Source organism: Leptospira mtsangambouensis (assembly GCF_004770475.1).
GTDB lineage: Bacteria > Spirochaetota > Leptospiria > Leptospirales > Leptospiraceae > Leptospira_A > Leptospira_A mtsangambouensis.
Window position 1 is genome coordinate 1,136,388 of sequence record NZ_RQHK01000017.1, and the last position, 20,354, is coordinate 1,156,741.

A 20,354-nucleotide genomic window follows, 5' to 3' on the forward strand; every position below is an offset into this window, starting at 1 on the left:
GAATGAAATCAAATCTTAGTATCCAATCTGTTTTAGCTAAGTTTGATAAAAATTTAGATGGGATTATCAAAGAAGACATTCCCGTTCTCAAAAAAATCAAAAAACATGTCATCACTTCTGGTGGGAAAAGGATCCGTCCATTCTCGCATTATCTTTTTTGCCAATTTCTAAATGTAAAAGATACAAGTTGGCTTGATCTAGGTAGTGTTGCTGAACTCATTCATGCAGCAAGTTTACTTCATGATGATGTGGTGGACAATGCCCCTATCCGCCGAGGCAAACCAACCATTGGATCTTTGTTTGGAAATAAAACAGCCATTCTTGCCGGCGACTATCTGTTAGCTTGCGGAATCAGTCGACTCAACTCACTTGGAAATCCGGAACTAATGGAAATTTTTTCCCAAGTCTTGAAGGATCTTTCAGTGAGTGAACTTTTGCAAATGGAATGGGAAAAAAATCCTAAAATTTCCTTAAAAGTTTATGATTCAATTATTTATGGAAAAACAGCTTCGCTTTTCGGTGTTTGTACAGAATCGGCAGCCATCCTTGCAGGTAAGTCAAAAAAAGAAAGGGCAGTGATCCGTGATTTCGGTGTTAGGTTAGGAAAACTTTTCCAAAAGAAAGATGATTGTTTGGATTATTTTACGGATTCAAGTGCTAGTGGTAAAGAATTTTTAAAAGATTTTAAAAATGGACTCTATACATATCCGGTTCTTGTTCTGAGAGAAAGTTTGAATCTTTTAGAAAAAAGAAAACTGGAATCTGTGTTCAAAAAAGAAGAAAGGACTGCGGCCGATGAAGCCTACATTCTTGGTCTGATGGAATCAAAAAAGATTTCTGAAAAACTTCAGAAAGAGTTGGATGCAGAAAAAAAATACCTACTTGGTTTTTTAAATCAATTTCCTACAAGCGCCGAACGTAAGTTATTTGTAGAACAATTAGAACGACTTACTTAGGTTTCTTCCACAAAAGGTTCGTTGGGGTCAATGAATTCAATGACCGGCAATAAAACAGAAAAACATGTTCTTCCCGGTTCAGATTCTATATAAATGTTCCCTTTATGTTTTTCAACGATTGACTTTGTAATTCCAAGTCCCATCCCCGTTCCTTCTCCATGGTTCTTGGTGGTAAAGAATGGATCAAAAATTTTGTTCTGAATCTCTAATGGAATCCCCGGGCCATTGTCAATTACCTTTACTTCCACTCTGTTTCCCTTCTGTTCAGTAGTGATCATTAGGTTTCCTTTTTGATCCATAGCTTCTAAACCATTTAGAATTAAGTTTGTCCATACACGAATTAAATCTTCTGGCCAACCAAGAATGGTCGCATCTGTTATGAAAGTTTTTTTCAGAGATACCTTCCCGCGCATTCTGTATTGATAAATTGTAATGACTGTTTCTATATTATCTAATAAGGTAAAGATCCTTCTTTCTTCGACCTTTGTGACTCGAGAAAAGTTTTTGAGTGCTAAAATGATTTTGGAAGATCGATCAACTGCAATCTGAATGATTGATAAATGAAGTTTGAAATTTTTTTCTTCCAAAAGAAGGTTAGTGAGTTTATCTTCTCCCGATTTTAATAATGTTATTTCTTCATCGTATAACTTTGTAATTCCTACATCTAAAAATCTTTCTAATATGGAATCTTCAAATTCTAATCCATTGTCTTTGAATGTTTGTTTTAGGTTTGCTTTTTTGTCTTTCCTCTCTGTGTAACTTGCAACGAGTCCAAAATCAGATTGAAAACTTAACAATTGTTTCATTGTTTTGATTTCTTGCGGTGTGAGTGAAGAATAGATGTTTTCTTTTGATCCTAAATTTTTAATTTCGTTGTTTTTGGATTCTATCAAAGTTTCAATGGATGCTTTGATGGCACTCAAAGGGTTGTTGATTTCATGGGCAACCCCTGCGACAAGTTTCCCCAATTCAGACATTTTTTCTGAAAAGACAAGTTTACTTTCGGTATGGCTGATTTGGAGTAAGGCCTTCTCCAATTCTTCTTTTTGTTTTTGAATTTCTTTGGTACGTTCCCATACGATTGTTTCTAGTTCCGCATTTTCTTTGGTTACTGTTTCTTCTTTTTTGATACGAGTTTGAATTTGGAACTTTGAAATAGCAATGGTAAAGATCGTCATTTGAAGTGCTGCTCCAATTTCATTGGCAGAACTTAAGAAGGGATAAGAGGGGAGAAGACCAAAATTTGTAAAAATAAGGAGACTTGTGCTTAGTTGCCTAACAAAAAATGCGTAAAACAATACGTTTGCATTTTCTTTCTTTTTGATTAAACTATAGATTGCATAACCAAAAGTTAGTGATGTTAACATCAGGCTATTTGAGTAAATGAACCGAAAATAATATTGTAAGTCTATAAAAACAATTAATATTGAAGCCAACATAAAGATGGCATAGGATACAAAATATTTATCTGCATTCGGGTATTTTTCTTTCGTATGTAAAAACTCTCTCAAAAAGATGACGAGCCCAAATGGAGTAAGCGAAATGAGGCCTGGTATGTAACGATAAAACCATTCATAGTTGCTGGCACCATATTCATATAAAAGTCCAGATCTTAATGTATTGGTAAAAAGGATAGAAAGAGTCGCAAATGTAAGTAATAAATATACTTTTTCTCTTAATAACACAAACTGTGTCGCAGACAAAAGACAAACTAAAATACAAAGTCCTAAATGAAAACCCTGCCATAAAGAAATGGATTTAGTATATTGTAATAAGTTGGAATCACTTCGGATTCGAAAATTGATTCGGTGCGGATCGTCTGAATGGACTCGGAATAGATAAGTTCCCTTTTCCTTTGCGGGTAAAACAAATCCGCCAGTAAACAAAACATCTGGATTTTTTTTTCGTAGTAATCCCGTTTGTAATTCTGAAATCAATCGATCATTTTGGAAGAACCATACATCCAGTTCTGAGATCATTCCATTTTCAAAATGAAAATACTGTGATGCATTTTCCTCAATTTGGATTTGGTAGTAGTGATCTTCTTTGGTAAAACCGAAATAAAAGTGATGGTGGTAATCTTTGGGAGAAAGTTCCGATTGTTTTGTTTGTGGGTTGGTTCCTAAATGCCAGAGTCCCGGATTCCCTTCCGCCCAAAGCGAGAGAGGAAGGAAACAAAGGCAAAAAAGAAATCGATACAATCGTTAAGGTCTGTTAGTTTTATCTTATTGCGGAACAATATTTGGCGCATTACATTTGATGGTTCCGCGAATGATTACGGCTTTTGAATCTGTGCTTGTGTTTTGCACTAAACAAGTTTTGTTATCTGAAGTAAAACATTGTGTTGTGGATGTTCCTGAAGTACAATTTACACTATCCAATGTATTACAAGAAAGAAGGACATTTGTAGTTGTAGCTGTGGTACTATAAGTTCCATTGAGTGTGAGTTCTAAGTTGAAGAAAGAAATCTGTTGGGCACTTTGTAAAGCAGTGTCAATATTGATCCCTTGGTTAAACCATTCCACTGTCCCTTGTGTTCCTTGGACTGTTTTTCCAAATGCACCACCTGCAAGAACAAAACCTTGTTGTGGATCGATCTTTCCTTGGATCTGTGTGCTATCATAAGTAAAACGTAAGTTAAGTGTTTCTTTTGTTTTGAAAATCAACTGGGAAATTACCGTAAAGCGGGTGTTATTTGTAGTTGAAGTAGACCCGGTGGTTCCTGTTGTAGTTCCGGTTCCTGTCGTTGTGGTCGTTGCTGGAGTGGCTTGGCCACAACTAGTGGTGATATCGCTATCCACTTCCCCTAAAAAGTAGAGGCCGGGTTCTCCGTCGGCGAGCATAGACAATTCCGCTTTGTTTTCGTTTTTAAGACCACAAGCCGCAAAAACGGAGGAAAGAACCAAAAGGATAACAGTCGATCGAAACATACCATCCAATCGTCACAGGAATTCATTCCCTGGTCAAGAGGATTCAGAATTTCCTTGGGAAATTTAGACGAATTTGCAATCTTGCCCTATGGGGTCAAATTTCGGTCTAAAGGGCGTGTTTTCTATCCAGGGACCGAGATCGATTTATGTCTATTCGCTTCTCATCGGACTCCTTTCTGGATTTGGTGCCTATGGATTCAACTGGGCCTTAACTTGGACGGAATCGTTTACCTTCGGAAGTTTGATGGGTTATGATCCAGGGATCCCAGCTGGTGATTTGCATTTCCATTCCATAGGAGACGTGGGTCCTCTTTCTCCTCTTTGGGTTGTTTTTTTACCAGCCATCGGTGGTCTTCTTGTTGGGATCATCACAAGTTTTTTTTGCTCCGAAGCCCAAGGTGGAGGAACTGATTCTCTCATTTATGCATTTCATTTTAATGAAGGAAAAATCCAAACCAAGGTTCCATTTTATAAAGCAATTGCCACCATACTCACGTTAGGTTCCGGTGGGTCTGGAGGAAAGGAAGGACCAACAGCACAAATTGGTGCAGGGTTTGGTTCTAGTTTGGCTGGGTTCTTAGGTGCCGGAGCCAGAGCCCGAAGGACTTTGATGTTAGCAGGTACTGCAGGTGGACTTGGAGCCATTTTTCGTGCACCACTTGGTGGAGCGATCACTGCCGTGGAGATGGTTTACCAAGAAGATATCGAAAGTGATTCTCTTGTTCCTTGTATTTTATCATCTGTTACTGCCTATTTGACATATACTAGCATCGCAGGGAGTGGTTCTATATTTTCTGTACAAGAGTATAGTCTTAACGATTACAGGCACATTCCTTTATATATTTTACTTGGGCTTCTTTGTTATGTGGTTGGATATTTTTTTGTAAAAGTATACCATTTTGTGCAGGATATTTTTTCAAAACTTCCTTTACCCAATTTCTTAAAACCAGCGTTTGGTGGTCTGATTGTTGGTTGTATTGCTTTATTGTTTCCTGAAGTTTTGGGTTCTGGGTTTGGGCTCATCCAAAGAATGATCAATGGTGAAGTGTTAGAGTCGACAAGTTTTGCTTTTTCAGGTCCTTTTTTCCTTTTGGCCGTTGCTTTGTTTAAAGTTTTTTCTACATCACTGACTGTTGGATCTGGAAGTTCAGGCGGGTTACTTGGTCCTTCTTTTGCCATCGGTGGTATGTTAGGTGCCTTTGTTGGCTCGATGGCACAAGTTGTATTTCCTGAATTAGGTATTGTTATTTTTCCTTTTCTTTTGGTGGGGATGGGATCTTTTTTTGCTGGAGTGGCAAGAGCTCCCATTGCCGGAATGGTTATGGTTTGCGATATGATTGGAAGTTATGAACTCCTACCGCCACTTATGATTGTATCTGTTGTTGCTGTTGTTTTGTCTCATAAATTTTCTATTTACAGAAACCAAATTAAAAATAGATTTTTGTCTCCTTCGCATCATTGGGATATGAATCAGGACATTATGGATCGGATTCGTATCACTGATCATTTTTCTGAATTTAGAAAGTATGCAATTGTTTCAGAACATCTTTCTTTGACTGAATTACAATCCAATGCGCCGGGTATCCAAGCGAGTGATTTCATTTTGGTCGGTGCCGGGGAAGAATACAAAGGGATTGTCTCCCTTCGGAAAAATAGAATCCTTCCAGAATTTGAAGCTGATTTAAAAAACTTGATTACTTGCGGAGAAATTGTGCAAGATGTTCCTTCTGTTTGCACGAAAGATACTTTAGGAAAAGCGTTACGCATTCTCTTAGAATATGATGTCGACAAACTTGCAATTGTTGAAGATGGTAAATGTTTGGGTTATTTGCGTTATATTGATTTATTCAATGCATACCAAAATGAAGTGAAAAATAAGCAGCGTAAGTCAGTATGAGTTTTTCCAGTCATTTTATGAAATTTCAATTCAGATCCATTGATTCCAATCATTCTCGTTTTTTATTTATTCTTTTACTTGGGTCAATGTCACTTCTTCTCAATTGTTTTGGATCGAAACAAATCATTGAGAAAAAACCAGATTCTCATATCAAACCCATTGTCATTCCACCTCAATATTTAAAACCCATCATTGGTCGAGTGGAGTGGGTTGAATTTCCCAATTGGAAACTTAAACTTCGGGCAAGAATCGATACAGGTGCTAAATCCTGTTCCATCCACGCAGTCAATATTGAAAGACTTACGGAAAATGGGGAAGAATTTGTTGTTTTTGAAACCTTTGTGGATGAAAAACCAGTTAAGTTGAAAAGTCGATTTGTAAAAGAAGCAAAAGTTTCTAGTACTTCTGGTGTTTCTGAAAAACGAATTATGATTCGTGAGGTGATGAAGATGGGTAAAATCAAAGAAGAAGTCATCATCAATTTGAATGATCGAACGAATTTGAATTATCCCATTCTCATTGGCCGAAATTATTTAATGGGTAAGTTTTTAGTCGATGTATCTTTGTCGCACGCATTAGGGGATTAGTTTGGATCGCAAAACTTTAATTACAGTATCGATACTGATTATTTTACCTATTGTATCGATTCTTTATAAACTAAAGGTTGCGGATCTTTCGCTTTTACCAATGGAAGTTGATGATACTGTCAACTTACAAGTAGTGATCCTTCCAAAAGAAAATGTTGCCGTTTCGGAAGTGAACTTTCCTGTCCCAAAACAATTCATTCAATCTAAAGTTTTAAAATCCAATATGAAGATAGAGGATTTAGATTTTAGGATGCAAAAAAGACAGTATGGACATTTGGGAATTTGGGAAGGAGAAGATTGGAATTCTCCAATTGGTTATTATGCAAAAATAAAAATTTTACCTTACACACATTCTCATCCAGAGCATGATATTCCTCAAACAACGGGAAAACAAAGTGCAAAGGAACCATATTATCTTTCTCTAAAGAATTTTTCTCCAGAAGAAATTCAGTTAGCTAAAAAACTCTTTGAACAGATTCATCCTTACGACAAAGACAATGTAGCAGCTGCCAAACAAATTTTTTATTTTATTTCCGAAGAAGTTTTGAATACAACCAAAGAAATTTCTCTTTCGGATACAATTCGTTTGCACAATGGAAGTGCTTATACGCAGGCGATTCTTTTTTCCCTACTTTGTAGGATACGGGGAATCCAGGCCAGGACAGTGGCTGGTTTTGATTTGTCCAAACAGAATACAAAAGATAATAAAACAAAACTTAGTTTTTGGAACGAAATTAGAATTCATGGTAAGTGGTATTTTGTGTCCACTTACAAAAATATTTTTGCCAGTGCTGTCAACGGGTATCTGCCACTTTGGAAATCCGTCGAAGAGAGAAGATCTCTTGGGGAAGAACCAGCTACCTTTCGTTATACGACTTATATCACAAAATCAAATGTCAATCGGTATAATTTTAAAGAGTATAGTGATGAAATAGCTACTAGTAATCGTTTTTTGCGTTATTATTCTTTGTATAGTTTGCCAACGCCGCTACAGAATTTGTTCCGGTTGGTGATTTTGATTCCCATTGGTGCCTTGGTTTTATCGGTGGCCAGGAATATGATAGGAATTCCTACTTTTGGAATTTTTACTCCGATCTTACTTGCGATGTTTTTTTATGAAACCAATCTTCTGTTCGGGATTTGTTTTTTCCTTTTGATCATTGGGCTTGGGTTTTTTGAAAGGTATGCTTTGGACAAATACTATCTACTAGCAGTTCCAAGGCTTTCGATTCTACTCACAATCACCGTAATTACCTTAATATTATTTTCCGTTTTGAATGAAGAAATTTCTTTTTTTAACCAAATGAGTGTTACTTTGTTTCCAATTGTCATTACTACGATTTTTGTAGAGAGATTTTCGATTATGATCATAGAAGAAGGCGTTTTGCATACATTTGTGACACTTGCAGGAACGTTACTCATCGCTCTCATTAGTTATATGATTTTCTTTTTTGGTTCTTTACAAATTCTCTTTTTTACTCATCCCGAATTGTTGTTCATAGTCATTGCCATTCAAATCCTTCTTGGCCAATACAAAGGGTATCGAGTTTCAGAACTTTTTCGATTTAAGGAAATTTTTAAATCATGATCTCTCTTTTCAAGAAGTTTGAAGAAGAGGGAATTCTTGGAATCAATCGAAGGATTGGCGAATACATTTTGCCTTACAATCCAAGAGAATATTATCCGTTAGTGGATGATAAATGGAAAACTGCGGAACTTGCTAGGCAGTTCCATGTTCCTATGCCTCACCATTACGGAGTGGTGGATGCTTTTGGTGGAATCCGAGGCACTCGGGAACTCGTCCAAAAAAGGCCTGGATTCGTTGTCAAACCAGCTAACGGTGGTATGGGGAATGGAATCCTTGTAATTACTGGTGAATCGGAAACCTCTAGTGGTTCTATTCTTTATCAGAAAGTAGATGGAAAAAATATCTCAGAAAAAGAACTTCACCACCATATTTCTGGGATTTTATCTGGACTTTATTCCTTGGATGGAAACTCGGATTCTTGTGTATTACAAGAGAGGTTGGAATGCCATTCTTTCTTTCGTGAGATTTCCTTTCGTGGAATTCCAGACATTCGTGTGATTGTATTTTTAGGATACCCTGTGATGGCTATGTTACGTTTGCCAACAAAAGAATCAGGGGGAAGGGCCAATCTTCACCAAGGTGCTCTCGGTGTGGGCGTAGACTTAACTACAGGAACACTCACCCATGCCGTTTGTAATGATAAAATCATTCATTTACATCCTGACACAAAACAAACATTAAGTGGAAGAGTGATCCCTCATTGGGAAACCATTTTAGAAATGGCCTCTCGTTGTTACGATATGTCCGGTCTCGGATATTTGGGTGTAGATATCGTACTCGATGAATTACGTGGCCCACTTCTTTTGGAAATGAATGCAAGGCCTGGGCTTGGAATTCAGATTGCGAACCGGATGGGACTAAGAGATCGTTTGCAGTTAGTGGAGAAAATTAAGAATTCGGCGGATGGACCTAAGACCCGAGTCCACCGAATGTTACAAGAATTGTAAAAGAGAAATTGGTTTTTATGCGTTTTGTTTTGCCGTAACAAATACAGTGCGATTGAGGAAAGCCATCGATCCAAAAAGGATTCCAGAATATACTAAATCACCTGCGATTGAGTTTTGGAAAAAAGGAACGGCAAGTGTAAAACAAGTCGCAAGTCCAGAAGCATCAAGAATATACATTCCGCTGGTGGCCCAAACTGCTAGGTTCGTCAGAATAAAGAAAACAACCGATCCAACCACTGTGAATCCAAAGGATTTTGTAAGGGAAGTTCCAATTTGTTTTCCAAAGAGAACGGCAAGGATCATAAATCCGTAAACCACAGGCATTAAGTCATGAAACCCGATGAAATAATCGGATACGAACATCGCTAAGATAGGAACAAAAAGAGCAAGTCGTCTGTCTGTCAAATAGGCACCCGAAAACAAAGAAACGGCCAAAATGGGCGTAAAATTCGGTGGGTGAGGTAGGATACGGCTGATGACAGTAGCGATCACCATAAGGATGGCAACGGAGACACGAGATTGGAACATAGGGATAGACTCGTAAAGGGGGGGGGCTTTCGCAAGATAAAATTTCCGTTTGCTTCCCGCAAGGTTCGGGAAAAATACAATCAGTGAACCCTCCTAATTTTGATTCACCCTTGGAAAACCTACTTGCTCTGACGGCGGATTTACGCAGTCCCGAAGGTTGTCCTTGGGACAAAGAGCAGACCCATCTTTCCGTTGTTCCCCATTTACTGGAAGAAACCTACGAAGTCGTTGATACAATTGAAAGGGGAGACGACAACCACCTAAAAGAAGAATTGGGTGATCTACTTTTTCAGATTACCTTTCATAGCCAATTGGCCAAGGAAAGAGGAGCCTTCGAGTTCCAAGACGTAGCCAATGATGTATTTCAAAAATTAGTGTTTCGCCATCCCCATGTTTATGGGAACAAAGAAGGAATTAATTCTGGGGAACAGGTGCTCTCGCAGTGGGATCAGTTAAAACAAAAAGAAAAAGAGAAAAAGGGAAACACCGGTTCGGATAAAAGTATTCTAGCGGGGATTCCAAAAGCTCTCCCTGCCATCCAGAGATCAGAAAAAATTCAAAGTAAGGTCACGAAACAGGGATTTGACTGGCCTACTGTTTCGGGAGTGTTTGAAAAGTTCCAAGAAGAAATAGGAGAATTGGATACAGAACTAAAATCCCAAGGATCTTTAAATACGAAAAAATTACCTTATGACGAACGCATCGAAGACGAGTTAGGTGATCTTTTCTTTTTACTCGTCAATTTATCTCGTAAACTGTCCGTTGATCCCGAAACCTGTCTTCGCCGTGCGAATGAAAAATTTGAAACTCGTTTTCGTATGGTGGAAGAATTTGTGGAAAAAACCGGAAAAACTTTAAAAGATCATTCCCTTGCAGAACTAGATCAGTTTTGGGACAAAGCAAAGTTGCAATTAAAAGAAGAAGAAGCAAAAAAAGAATTCAAATGATGGTTGTTTGGCGAGTATTCTTTCGTATCAAAATTAAAAACAGTGTTATCAAACTATGAATGCCATTGAACTCAATGATTTGCCTTATTTAAGAGAAGAATCCCTTCGTGTTTTTCGTTGGTTGTTGGCAAAGTATCCAAATATAGAAATTCCGAAACCACATACCCAAGAACCTATCGAATTTCCCATTCGTTGGAAGACAGAACAGATGGGACAGATCTTTGAATGGGTAATTTCAGATATGGGTTCCGTAACATTAAGGTTAGGTGGATTGGAAGGGAATCGAAGGAATCCGGCACCTATCTTTTATTTGAGTTTACGAAAAGGGGAGGAAGGGAAGTTACAATGGACAGATCCAGAAGGAAATCCGATTCCTTTCCCAGATCCATCCATTCTTGTGGAGATCCAAAACCGAGTTCAATTGTATATTGATTCGGTTTCCTAAATATAAAAATAAAAATCTGAAAGATTGATGAACATCTGTATTTCGAAAATCTTTCCTTAGGAATTTAATTAAGATTCCTTAGCTTCGATTCCTACTTTCTTTTCAATGTTTTCAATGCGTTTTAACCATTTGTTTAGGTTCACAATGTTTTTGATATTCACACGATACTTTTGAAATTCAGGGAAGGTAAGGCCCAAGTCCCAACCCACATAAACATCTTTTGTTTTAGGGGATGTGCGAAGGCTTGATCCACCAGCAATGATGGTTCCATCAACAAGTGTTAAATGGTCACTAATGGCACAAGCTCCACCGATGATCACATGGTTTCCAAGTGTCACACTACCTGCAAGACCGGACTGGCCCGCAATGATGACATGATCTCCCACTTTACAGTTGTGCGCTATATGAACCATATTATCAAATTTACATCCGTTGCCAATGGTTGTATCTGTCAGAGCTCCACGATCGATGGTGCAGTTACTTCCTACTTCCACATCGTCACCAATCACAACACGACCCACTTGTGGGATTTTGTTGTGTTTGCCATCAGCAAAAACAAATCCAAAACCATCGCCACCAAAACTGGAATTTCCAAATACGATGAAACGTTTTCCGATGATGGTATCATCAAAGAATACGCAGTTTTTCCCAATCCTTGCGCCATCACCAATATGGACGTTGTCCCCAATTTTGACTCCATCTTCAATGATACAATCATTTCCAATGATAGAGTTTTTACCTATGGATACAAAATGTCCAATATCAGTATTGGATCCAATTTTTGCTGTAGGATCGATGGCAACTTGTGCACTGTGTTTTCCTGATGGTTGTTTTTCAGGAAAGAAGTGGCGAATGATTTTTGCAGTTGCGAGTTCCACTTTAGGAACTATGATCAATGCTTTGTCTGGAAGGGAATCAACGATATCAGAAGATACAATGAGTACGGGAGCTTTGGAAGTTTTGGCATCATTGACAAATGTTTTGGAAGCTACAAAAGAAATATCGTTTGTACTAGCTAATGAAAGAGAAGCGAGTCCTGTAAAAGAAAGAGAAAGAATACTTTCTGTATTTTGAAACTTTGCTTCTGGAAGTAATGACTGGAGAGCAGATAGATTGAGTTGGTTCATCTCCGATTCCTTATCGTTGGTTTAAGACAAGGAATCAGAGAGGTCAAAGTTTGGCTAACACTATTAGATAGTCTTAGTCACGATTTTTCTATTATCCTTCGATTTTATGAGCGATGATATCATCCAAAGAAAACGAACCAGCGCCTTTAATGATCAGAGGGATTGCCAAACCAAAAGTTAAAAGTTGGTATTCGTATCCACCTTTATCAGCAAAGAATCCGTTTGGTAAATGTACAAGCACTGCTGCTACAAGCATAGTAGCGAAAATTCCAAACGCTGCTACTCTTGTGAAAAGTCCTACGATAAGACCAATGGCACCAAAAAACTCAGCGACAATGGCAAGAAGAGCAAAGAAGTACGGAATGCCCAGTGTTCCTGTAAAGAAACCCATTGTTCCTTCGAATCCGTATCCGCCGAATGCACCTAGAACTTTTTGAGCTCCGTGGGGAAGGATCACCAGACCGAGTGTGACACGGAGGATGGTGAGTGTGATGTCTTTGTTTGTTGCGAGTAATTTATAAAACATAGAACCTCTTATCGCTAAATAGTTTAATATCAAACTACTTAATGATGACCAAACCCGTCAATACTATTTTTAAAAAATTTTAAGGTTTTTCGTAAACGAGAAAGATTTCGTTTCCTTTGGCAAAATGGTCCTTTAGGGTCCAACGGTTCTGATCGAACCCGGGGAGTTCTGAATTGCGGTCAGCAATTCCAGGGAGGCCAGTTTTACCGATCACAAAGGGCACAATGGTCAGATAAATCCGATCCACCAGGTCCGCTTCCAAAAAGGAAAAGTTCAGTTTGGGCCCACCTTCTAAGAGGACATTTTTATACCCTTTGCGTTTTAGGATTCCTGTGACTTTTTTCGGATCAATGTCATCAGAATCCAGAGCGAAGATTTCCGCTTTGTTCTCAAGGCTTGTTTTGATTTCTTTTAGGTTGGATTTGGTACAAATGATTAAGGGGATATGGTCGGATTCTTCAAAGACATGTTTGTCAGGAGGGAGAGTCCCTTTGCGGACCAAAATGACTGGTCTTGGATTCAATGCGTTGGGAACCGCACGGATTTTAACAATGGGGTTGTCGTTTAATATAGAGTTTTTTCCTACAAGGATTGCATCGGACTGGGAGCGGTAGACATCCATTTGCGTTTTGTCCTCACTGGATGTAAGACCATACCACCGGCCATCCGGTCGAACGACTTTCCCGTCCAAGGTCATGGCCATATTGATCGATAATTTCATGAAATTTTCCTCCGTGAGAGATTCTGCAATTCGCGCTGGAGGATGTGGTACACCTGCATGGAGCAGGTTCCGCAGCCGGTAGAGGCCCTTGTGGTTTCTCTGATTTGTTCCATTGTCACGGCGCCCGCATGGATGGCACGGACTAAATCATCTTCCGTCACCATTCGACATAAACAGACCCGTTTGGGTCTCATGAGGGAATTTAAATCGAAAGGTTCCATACCTGAACTAATCATTTGACAGATTTACGAAAGGGAGGGAAACTCTTTAATTACTTTCAACCAAGGAAAATTCTAACACCCTCTATGTCCCAAGACAGAAACCCGGAAGCCAAAAAGAAAAAAAACCGTGAAATATTCGGATGGTGTATGTTCGATTTTGCGAACTCATCTTACACCACAGTTATCATCAGCGTTGTTTATTGTGAGATTTTTACCAGACTTGTTGTCCCTGCCGACATGGGATCGGACAATCCGTACCGAATGGGAAATTCCCTTTGGGCTTGGGCGCTCGCTGCCTCGTATTTATTTGTGGTCGCCACTGGACCCATCTTTGGTGCTATCACGGACTACAGTTCTAAGAAAAAACTATTTCTTTTCCTAAGTTATATCGGTTGTGTCGTTGCGACCTTTGCACTCTACTATGTGGAACCAGGGATGGTATGGCTTGGAATGGTGCTTGTTGCTTTTTCTAACTTTTTCTTTGCTTCTGGAGAAAACTTTGCCTCTAGCTTTTTACCCTTCCTTGGATCCAAAGAAGATTTGGGTAAAATCTCAGGATATGCTTGGGGGATTGGATATTTTGGTGGGATTGGGTCTGTTGCTCTTGCGACCACTCTTGGCGATTATACCTTAGACAATTTTCAAAATTTAAAGTTAGTTGGTCCTTACACTGCAATTTTCTTTTTAATTGCTGCAATTCCTACTTTCTTATTTTTGAAAGAACCTCATTTACCACTTGGTGTTTCGCATCATGTAAATTACTTTAAGATCGGAAAAGATCGTGTGGTCCAAACCTTAAAGGATGCAAGCCACTTCAAAGATTTAATGGTGTATTTGGTTTCCTTGTTCTTTACGATGGCAGCTCTTGCGATTGTCATTTCTTTTGCCTTTATTTACGGATCACAAGAAATTCATATCGAAGCCGAACACAAACAAGCTATGTTTATTTTTATCCAAATTTTTGCGGCTGTGGGAGCACTTGCCTTTGGTGTGATCCAAGATAGTATTGGTGCTAAAAAAACATTCAATCTAACTCTTGTTCTCTGGCTCGTGACCTGTGCTTTAATATATTTTGTACATGATCTAACAAACTTTGCCAATGCCAGTCTTGGTAAAACTTGGACTGTTCAGTGGGTTTTTGTTTTTATCTCTTCTCTTGCTGGAATGGGACTTGGTTCTACCCAATCAGCATCCAGAGCCCTCGTTGGGATCTTTAGTCCAGAATCCAAATCGGGGGAATTTTTTGGAATGTGGGGACTCTCTGGAAAAATTGCAGCAGCAGCAGGGCTTTTTCTTTTTGGATACATCCAAACACTAGTAACACTTCGAAATGCATTCCTTGTGGTTGCTTTCTTTTATTTTCTATCGCTTGTCATTAACTTGTTTGTGAATGAAGAAAGGGGAGTTGAAGCGGCTCAAGCGTTCCAAGAAAAAACATGATTGTAGAAGACGAGGACGATTTTGAATTACACCAGAGCCAAAGAAATTTGGCTTTGGCCACCATCGATGAACTAATGTTAACAAAGATGGATCTACTGGATGCTGAAAAAAAGGTGCCTCGTTTTATTAACAATGCCCTGTCGTATTTAAAGAGGAAGTATGTGACAGAAGAGCAAACGATTTCGCAGCTCCTCATCAGTCGAAGAGAAAAACAACAAACCTGAACTTTGGTTTGTTGTTTTATGATTTTTTAGTTCGTATTGTAATCCAAAATTTTAGTAATCATTTGTTTTTGATCTAACTCAATATTACGTAGTTTGAATGCAGTTTGTTTTGCAATTTTTCGTAACATCTTTTTGTAAGATCTCATGATATGTTTTTGTTTGTCGTAAGGGAGTGGATCTTTTTCATCATTCAAAACCATTGCAATGTCTGGTTCTGCTGGTTGTACCGGATCATTTGGCCAAATGGTATCGGATGTAAGAGATCTGTAGTATTCCAAACGAATGTCAGAGTTTGTATCTAACTTCGCTTCCCCTTTTTCATCTTTTTCTGGACTTTCTGATCTTGGGGACGGGTTTACAAGACGTCTCATTTCTTTTACGTGGATGGTTCCATCAGCATTTACCCGGCGGAATGTTAAAATGATTTTGTCCAAATCACTGAAATCTTCTTTCGGGTAGATATAAGCAAGTCCATCATATAAAAAAACTGTCGGATAATCAATGTAAGACTGTCCTTGCGGAAGTTTGATTTCCAAATAAGGTTTCCCATCTTTGTCTTTTTTATAAAGTTCTTTGTGTTCTTCAGGTGTTTGCGCCAAATACTGAGCTGCTGTTTTATCCACACCTAACTCTTGGAGTTTTTTGATTTTACGCAAATTTCCAATGATATCTGAGTGAAGGGTGTCGATTTCGTTATCACCAAACCCGTTTTTTCTTTGGAGATCGATTTGTTTTTGGGTCTCACGTTCCTTCAAGGTAGCAGAAGCCGGTTTTTCAGCAGAAAGGGCCGAAATCCCAAGTAAGAAAGCGAGAGCGATGGAGAATCGTAGAATCATGACGTACCTCAGGGAATTCTGTCTTTTATAGTATCGAATCCTGCCTTGTCGATTCTTGAATGGACTGGCTCAGATTTTTCTTGCAGAAAAAAATCGCACTAGGGACTGGAAGAGGTCCTGTTCGGCTTCCTTGGCTTTGGGAATGAGCCCTGTCAATTGGATGTATCCATGGACCAGAGAAGGGAAAAGTCTTTCCTCTACCTTGACTCCTGCGGTTTGCAGGTGTCTGGCATAGGTTTCGCCTTCCTCCCGGAGAGGGTCGTAACCCGCAACTCCGACATAAGTGGGAGGAAGGCCCTTTAATTCTTTTGGGTCGGCCAAAACCGGGGAATTATTGTGTAAAAGTCGATCTTTTGGATTGGGAAGGTAGTTTTGAATGAACCATCTCATGAGAGACCTTGTGAGGACATAACCTTCCCCGAAGAGCTCATAGGTTTCCGATTCTTTTGTTGTATCAAGCATTGGGTACAACAGGGCTTGGAAAACAGGAACAGGGATTTTGTCTTTCTTGGCACGGAGGCAAAGAGAAGTGGCAAGGAGTGCTCCTGCGCTATCTCCACAAACAGCAATGGCGTTTGGTGATCCTCCAAACAGATAAGCAGTATTGCGAACATATTGGTAGGCAAGCCAAACATCATCATGAGCTGCAGGGTATGGGTGTTCCGGTGCCAAACGATAATCTACAGCAATCACAATACTTTTTGTGTAATGAGACATTCTTCGGCAAAAATTATCATGTGTTTCTAAATTGCCGATGGTGAGTCCGCCACCGTGAAAGAAGAGTATGGTGGGAAGATTTCTTTTTTGTGGGTTGGCGTTGTAGACTCGGATGGGAATGAATGAGGCACTAGGAGTGGGAATGAGTTTGTCTTCGATATGAGCAATGGGAAATTCCTGCTCATCGAAGATTCGCATTTGATCGCGGTAGTGCCTACGTGCTTTTTCTGGACTCATTTGTTCCATTTTCGGTAGGAACTTCGCAATGTTACATGCCAATGCGCAACGCGGGTCTAACTGGCTTGTTTCCGGTTGGTTATTTTTACGCGCCAAAGCAGATATCCAATGTTCTGGTAACGAAAAGACAAGTTGTGCGACTGATTTTTTGATACCTAACATTAAATAACCGATAATCTTTCTTGTAACATTCTATAGATTAAAAACAAACCATAACTATCAAGTTTGCAATAAGCTATCAAATCCTCCAGAACACGTTTTTTTTCTTCGGCTGTCACCTGCTTTTTTATCAATCTTAAATATTGGTAATTCGCATCTTGCCCCTCTCGAATGGAAAGGCCTCCGTGACTTTCTGAACTAAAACAAGGCAGTATTTCCTTTAAGGATGCTTTCCCATTTTGACCCGGATGGTAGATCCAGAGTTTTTTAAAGGGCATCGCAAGGTCGATAAACATCGATTTGACTCTATCCCAGAATTCTAAAAACTCAGGATAGGCTTCTGCAGCCTCCTGAATGATGAGTTTTTCAAAGAAATCGTTAAACGAAAAGACGGTGATCCCTGGAGGTAAGTCTTTTTGCAATTGGGCCATTACAGGAACGCGGGGATCTGTTTCTAAATCTTCGTGTAGATAGGTTTTATGGATTAATGTATCGTTTTCTCTATCCCAAATATGCAAAGAATAGAGATAAGGCACGTGTTGAAAGGGTCTCGTTTGTGGATACAGAGGGAGATAAGGGTTGATTGATTCAAAATCTAAAAAAGCAACAGATTCTGTCACATTAGATAAATAGGTTTCGAATGATTTCCGATCAAAGTAAGTATTTCCCGTGATATGGGCTTGTTTTTGTATTTTTTGGATGTGAGTAAGTTCCGAATCGGGAACGGATTCGTACGATTCGTACCCTAAAGCAAACCATTGTTTTGCTAATTCGGAACTATCGCGAAAATCAAAGATTTCTTTGGCGTTTTCTTTTCCTTTTGCACAATGGGCGGGAGACAAACAAGTTTTGAGTGATCGACAACTGGGTTTGGAATCTAAAAACGAATACGGTACAGTTTGTCCTTTGGTTCGCTCCAATTCTTCTTGAAACTGGTTCCATTCGTCAGCCCTCGTTCCAAGTTCTGATTCCATCCTTGGAGTTATGTCTTCTATGAGTAAGTAGTCTTCCGGTTGGATTGGACCACCTGGATACATGTATTTGGTTTGGATGCGAATCAGTTTGTATCCCAAAATGTTTAAAGACATTCCTTCGGCCACTTGTCTGTGGAAATACAAAGACCGCATAACGTCTTGTTTGATCGAACCGATGGGTCGGAAATCCCAAAGGATCCATCCCTCTCGTTCGTTGTCGTATTCTAAATATTCAACGGTGGATACAAATTCCTTAAATCGAAGATGGGCATGGAAAATTGATTTTTTTTCCAAAATTAGTTTTTCAGTTTTTTGGAAACTTTCTTCTTTCTCTAGTGTTTTATCGATAGAAGTTACATTGCTAAACTGGTCTCTACAAAGTTTTAAAAAATCGTTCCATTCCAAATAACCGCCGTAAGATGCCGAGGAAGGTTTTGGAACAATTCCATCTTTTACCAAATGGAAAGCATTGTTGCATCTTAAGTATTGTAAATACTGAGATTTGGTGATGGAGTTCGACTTTTGATCAAACAAACTGATACAAATCTTCCCAATGTTTTGTGTAAGATTGGAAGGTTTTTTTCCAATCTTCTGAAGTAACAACAAGAGCTTCTGGAGAAAGGACAAAAAATTGGAACAAAGCATTTTGATTTGTGGTTTTGACTCGGTATTCGTTTTCTACTTTTTCAAAATTTGCCCCTTCTAAAAACAACTTCCAACGATCTTCATATTCAGGATGGATTTGTATGGGGATTTCAATTTCTGGATGTTTGGAAAGTAACAAAGGATGAAAATTTAAATCTTCTTTTGTGATTTTAAGATTGGAATGGAATTCTTCTTTGGATTCTTTTTTGACTGTGATTTTGGGAAGAATGAATCTTCGTAAGGATTTTTTTCCACGATCATAAGCAAGTAAGTAGAAGTCGGTTGTATTTTTTCGAACGAGCCTGTAAGGTTCTATGGTTCTTTCTTTTTCCTCAAAACCGTATTGGATGGTGAGCGCTCTTTTGTCTTTGATTGCTTGTAAGATTTTTTCTGTATGTGATGAGTCTGGCGTAACTTCTGTTTCTATATTTTCTTTTGGCTGTTTTGCAAATTTAGGAATGAGATCCAAATGATGGGAAAATAACTTTTGAGAAAGGCTAATCCCTTCTTGACTAGGTTCTGTTGCAAACAAAACCCTAGAAAGATATTCTAACTCTTCTTTGGTGAACTTTAGTGTGCGGTCAATGGATTCTTTTTCTAAATAATAAGGAAAATAGTCTTCTGATTGGTAACCAAACTGAGCCACTTTGATATTGAATCCAAGGGTCTTTAGTTGGTTTAAATCTCTGTAAAGTTTTTTACGGTCTGATTCAATGTCCTCATTTTTGTAGAACCGAGGCATAATATTACGAAATTTTTGGAAACTGATTCCTTTGGGTTCACGGAGTAGATTGAAAAGCAAAGCGAAGAGACGAACTTCCGTCTCATTCATTTTTTTCACTTCGATCATTGGAAAGTCTTCAAAAGAAGTCATATCTTCCCAAATTGTTTGTTTTTTTGATTCCGAAAAGTAGAAAATGAAAAAAACTGGAAAAGAATGCGAACTATAGGACTCCTCATTAGCCTCTCTTTTTTTCTACAATGTGCCACATATTGGAAAAATCGTAAAAATGATTTCCAAGACATTGTAACCGTTGGCGCGGAAACTCCCATGTATGGAGCTGCATTGAAAGTAGGACCTTTGCCCATTGGATTTGTTTTCCAAGGTGGAGAATCTGAGATGGGGAAAAAAGATTTGGGTCGTGGATTAGGGCTTCGGGGCGGGCAATTTGGCACTTACCATTCTCAACAGCTCGTCTTTGGTATATTAGGTGGTGAAAGTTTTCATTCTGGATTACCTCTTTTGGATGCCAAAGGGAATTGGCTTGTGGATAAAAAAGGAATCCCTCTCACGAGCGATGAACGTGCCAATGTAAAAAGTTATAAAATGCGTTATTACTCTTATATTTATGATCCTGTCAAAGATCGTAAGAGAAGAAAAAAGGAACATTTCCGTCGTGAGTTAACAAAAGACATTGTGGCATCCACGGGCCAAAAGGAATTTTTAGTCTACTTACCTGAAGAAGATTTAAAACCATTTGGATATCCTCCCGGATATTCATGGAATGTCGAGGTCACTGCTGGTGTTTACGGTGGGGCTAGACTTGGATTTAATGTAGCGGAGGCTTTTGATTTTTTATTGGGATTTACCACCGTTGATTTGTTAGATGATGATGTGGAAGGAAAAGTTAAACCAAGTTTCCCTGGTTTTCCTTTCCCCGCTCCAACCGAAGCAGAAACTGATTCCGAATCGGTAGAATGA

General features: G+C 38.9%; 21 protein-coding genes. 10 read left to right on the forward strand and 11 right to left on the reverse strand.

Annotation, left to right across the window (positions count from 1 at the left end):
- The first annotated feature begins 2 nt into the window (after positions 1-2).
- Positions 3-956 carry a polyprenyl synthetase family protein gene (locus EHR01_RS17875; RefSeq protein WP_135696877.1) on the forward strand — a complete coding sequence of 318 codons (954 nt, stop codon included), beginning with the start codon at positions 3-5 and terminating at the stop codon, positions 954-956.
- On the opposite strand, the gene EHR01_RS17880 is transcribed toward EHR01_RS17875, so the two are convergent.
- Together EHR01_RS17880 and EHR01_RS17885 are read right to left on the reverse strand one after the other, a co-directional pair.
- Positions 953-3,157 (reverse strand): ATP-binding protein, encoded by a 2,205-nt coding sequence (locus tag EHR01_RS17880; RefSeq protein WP_135696879.1) that lies wholly within the window; start codon positions 3,155-3,157, stop codon positions 953-955. The genes EHR01_RS17875 and EHR01_RS17880 overlap by 4 nt on opposite strands.
- Positions 3,158-3,181: 24 nt before the next feature.
- On the reverse strand, positions 3,182-3,886 hold the full coding sequence (locus EHR01_RS17885; protein ID WP_135696880.1) for an LIC10920 family plasminogen-binding lipoprotein: 705 nt from the start codon (positions 3,884-3,886) through the stop codon (positions 3,182-3,184).
- Positions 3,887-4,001: 115 nt separating this feature from the next.
- Here EHR01_RS17885 and EHR01_RS17890 point away from each other — a divergent pair, with 115 nt between their 5' ends.
- The 4 genes from EHR01_RS17890 to EHR01_RS17905 are packed head-to-tail and all read left to right on the forward strand — an operon-like array spanning position 4,002 to position 8,905.
- Positions 4,002-5,783 carry a chloride channel protein gene (locus tag EHR01_RS17890; protein ID WP_208721806.1) on the forward strand — a complete coding sequence of 594 codons (1,782 nt, stop codon included), beginning with the start codon at positions 4,002-4,004 and terminating at the stop codon, positions 5,781-5,783.
- A gap of 17 nt (positions 5,784-5,800) precedes the next feature.
- Positions 5,801-6,370, forward strand: coding sequence for an ATP-dependent zinc protease family protein (locus tag EHR01_RS17895; RefSeq protein WP_244310179.1), 570 nt, complete (start codon positions 5,801-5,803; stop codon positions 6,368-6,370).
- Position 6,371: 1 nt separating this feature from the next.
- Positions 6,372-7,958: a 7TM domain-containing protein gene (locus EHR01_RS17900; protein ID WP_135696884.1), complete on the forward strand. Its 1,587-nt coding sequence runs from the start codon at positions 6,372-6,374 to the stop codon at positions 7,956-7,958.
- The gene (locus tag EHR01_RS17905; RefSeq protein ID WP_135696886.1) at positions 7,955-8,905 is read left to right on the forward strand and encodes an alpha-L-glutamate ligase-like protein; all 951 of its coding nucleotides are present in this window, start codon (positions 7,955-7,957) and stop codon (positions 8,903-8,905) included. Before EHR01_RS17900 ends, EHR01_RS17905 begins: the two co-directional genes overlap by 4 nt.
- Positions 8,906-8,920: 15 nt before the next feature.
- On the opposite strand, the gene EHR01_RS17910 is transcribed toward EHR01_RS17905, so the two are convergent.
- Positions 8,921-9,433, reverse strand: a complete 513-nt coding sequence (locus tag EHR01_RS17910) for a DUF6580 family putative transport protein (protein WP_135696889.1) — start codon at positions 9,431-9,433, stop codon at positions 8,921-8,923.
- An 83-nt stretch (positions 9,434-9,516) separates the two neighbouring features.
- On the opposite strand from EHR01_RS17910, the gene mazG reads away from it, so the two are divergent.
- Positions 9,517-10,380: a nucleoside triphosphate pyrophosphohydrolase gene (mazG, locus tag EHR01_RS17915; protein WP_135696891.1), complete on the forward strand. Its 864-nt coding sequence runs from the start codon at positions 9,517-9,519 to the stop codon at positions 10,378-10,380.
- Between the two features lie 55 nt (positions 10,381-10,435).
- The gene (locus EHR01_RS17920; RefSeq protein ID WP_135696894.1) at positions 10,436-10,825 is read left to right on the forward strand and encodes an LIC_13241 domain-containing protein; all 390 of its coding nucleotides are present in this window, start codon (positions 10,436-10,438) and stop codon (positions 10,823-10,825) included.
- 68 nt (positions 10,826-10,893) lie between these two features.
- Here EHR01_RS17920 and lpxD read toward each other — a convergent pair whose 3' ends face one another.
- The 4 genes from lpxD to EHR01_RS17940 form a co-directional block, all read right to left on the reverse strand.
- Positions 10,894-11,952, reverse strand: a complete 1,059-nt coding sequence (lpxD, locus tag EHR01_RS17925; protein WP_135696896.1) for a UDP-3-O-(3-hydroxymyristoyl)glucosamine N-acyltransferase — start codon at positions 11,950-11,952, stop codon at positions 10,894-10,896.
- A 91-nt stretch (positions 11,953-12,043) separates the two neighbouring features.
- Positions 12,044-12,478, reverse strand: coding sequence for a DoxX family protein (locus EHR01_RS17930; RefSeq protein WP_135696897.1), 435 nt, complete (start codon positions 12,476-12,478; stop codon positions 12,044-12,046).
- 79 nt (positions 12,479-12,557) lie between these two features.
- On the reverse strand, positions 12,558-13,199 hold the full coding sequence (locus tag EHR01_RS17935) for a RibD family protein (protein ID WP_135696899.1): 642 nt from the start codon (positions 13,197-13,199) through the stop codon (positions 12,558-12,560).
- Positions 13,196-13,435 carry a (2Fe-2S)-binding protein gene (locus EHR01_RS17940; RefSeq protein ID WP_341866998.1) on the reverse strand — a complete coding sequence of 80 codons (240 nt, stop codon included), beginning with the start codon at positions 13,433-13,435 and terminating at the stop codon, positions 13,196-13,198. Before EHR01_RS17940 ends, EHR01_RS17935 begins: the two co-directional genes overlap by 4 nt.
- Positions 13,436-13,504: 69 nt before the next feature.
- Here EHR01_RS17940 and EHR01_RS17945 point away from each other — a divergent pair, with 69 nt between their 5' ends.
- Together EHR01_RS17945 and EHR01_RS17950 are read left to right on the forward strand one after the other, a co-directional pair.
- The gene (locus tag EHR01_RS17945; protein ID WP_167482959.1) at positions 13,505-14,860 is read left to right on the forward strand and encodes an MFS transporter; all 1,356 of its coding nucleotides are present in this window, start codon (positions 13,505-13,507) and stop codon (positions 14,858-14,860) included.
- On the forward strand, positions 14,857-15,084 hold the full coding sequence (locus EHR01_RS17950; protein ID WP_002971906.1) for a hypothetical protein: 228 nt from the start codon (positions 14,857-14,859) through the stop codon (positions 15,082-15,084). The genes EHR01_RS17945 and EHR01_RS17950 overlap by 4 nt, the downstream gene beginning before the upstream one ends.
- A 26-nt stretch (positions 15,085-15,110) precedes the next feature.
- On the opposite strand, the gene EHR01_RS17955 is transcribed toward EHR01_RS17950, so the two are convergent.
- From EHR01_RS17955 to EHR01_RS17970, 4 genes are all read right to left on the reverse strand, one after another.
- Positions 15,111-15,920: an LIC13212 family protein gene (locus EHR01_RS17955; protein WP_135696903.1), complete on the reverse strand. Its 810-nt coding sequence runs from the start codon at positions 15,918-15,920 to the stop codon at positions 15,111-15,113.
- Positions 15,921-15,989: 69 nt separating this feature from the next.
- The gene (locus tag EHR01_RS17960) at positions 15,990-17,036 is read right to left on the reverse strand and encodes an alpha/beta hydrolase (RefSeq protein ID WP_135696905.1); all 1,047 of its coding nucleotides are present in this window, start codon (positions 17,034-17,036) and stop codon (positions 15,990-15,992) included.
- On the reverse strand, positions 17,036-18,541 hold the full coding sequence (locus tag EHR01_RS17965; protein WP_135696908.1) for a DUF2779 domain-containing protein: 1,506 nt from the start codon (positions 18,539-18,541) through the stop codon (positions 17,036-17,038). Before EHR01_RS17965 ends, EHR01_RS17960 begins: the two co-directional genes overlap by 1 nt.
- A complete protein-coding gene (locus tag EHR01_RS17970) occupies positions 18,534-19,526 on the reverse strand; it encodes a helix-turn-helix transcriptional regulator (protein ID WP_135696910.1) in 993 nt (330 codons plus the stop codon). Before EHR01_RS17970 ends, EHR01_RS17965 begins: the two co-directional genes overlap by 8 nt.
- 63 nt (positions 19,527-19,589) lie before the next feature.
- Between EHR01_RS17970 and EHR01_RS17975 the strand changes: the two genes are divergently transcribed.
- On the forward strand, positions 19,590-20,354 hold the full coding sequence (locus EHR01_RS17975; RefSeq protein WP_135696912.1) for an LIC13411 family adhesin: 765 nt from the start codon (positions 19,590-19,592) through the stop codon (positions 20,352-20,354).

Coding starts and splice junctions, on each gene's coding strand:
- EHR01_RS17875 (WP_135696877.1), top strand. CDS start 3: ATGAAATCAAATCTTAGTATCCAATCTGTTTTAGCTAAGTTTGATAAA.
- EHR01_RS17885 (WP_135696880.1), bottom strand. CDS start 3,886: ATGTTTCGATCGACTGTTATCCTTTTGGTTCTTTCCTCCGTTTTTGCG.
- EHR01_RS17895 (WP_244310179.1), top strand. CDS start 5,801: ATGAAATTTCAATTCAGATCCATTGATTCCAATCATTCTCGTTTTTTA.
- EHR01_RS17905 (WP_135696886.1), top strand. CDS start 7,955: ATGATCTCTCTTTTCAAGAAGTTTGAAGAAGAGGGAATTCTTGGAATC.
- EHR01_RS17910 (WP_135696889.1), bottom strand. CDS start 9,433: ATGTTCCAATCTCGTGTCTCCGTTGCCATCCTTATGGTGATCGCTACT.
- EHR01_RS17920 (WP_135696894.1), top strand. CDS start 10,436: ATGAATGCCATTGAACTCAATGATTTGCCTTATTTAAGAGAAGAATCC.
- lpxD (WP_135696896.1), bottom strand. CDS start 11,952: ATGAACCAACTCAATCTATCTGCTCTCCAGTCATTACTTCCAGAAGCA.
- EHR01_RS17930 (WP_135696897.1), bottom strand. CDS start 12,478: ATGTTTTATAAATTACTCGCAACAAACAAAGACATCACACTCACCATC.
- EHR01_RS17935 (WP_135696899.1), bottom strand. CDS start 13,199: ATGAAATTATCGATCAATATGGCCATGACCTTGGACGGGAAAGTCGTT.
- EHR01_RS17940 (WP_341866998.1), bottom strand. CDS start 13,435: ATGATTAGTTCAGGTATGGAACCTTTCGATTTAAATTCCCTCATGAGA.
- EHR01_RS17945 (WP_167482959.1), top strand. CDS start 13,505: ATGTCCCAAGACAGAAACCCGGAAGCCAAAAAGAAAAAAAACCGTGAA.
- EHR01_RS17950 (WP_002971906.1), top strand. CDS start 14,857: ATGATTGTAGAAGACGAGGACGATTTTGAATTACACCAGAGCCAAAGA.
- EHR01_RS17955 (WP_135696903.1), bottom strand. CDS start 15,920: ATGATTCTACGATTCTCCATCGCTCTCGCTTTCTTACTTGGGATTTCG.
- EHR01_RS17960 (WP_135696905.1), bottom strand. CDS start 17,036: ATGTTAGGTATCAAAAAATCAGTCGCACAACTTGTCTTTTCGTTACCA.
- EHR01_RS17970 (WP_135696910.1), bottom strand. CDS start 19,526: ATGACTTCTTTTGAAGACTTTCCAATGATCGAAGTGAAAAAAATGAAT.
- EHR01_RS17975 (WP_135696912.1), top strand. CDS start 19,590: ATGCGAACTATAGGACTCCTCATTAGCCTCTCTTTTTTTCTACAATGT.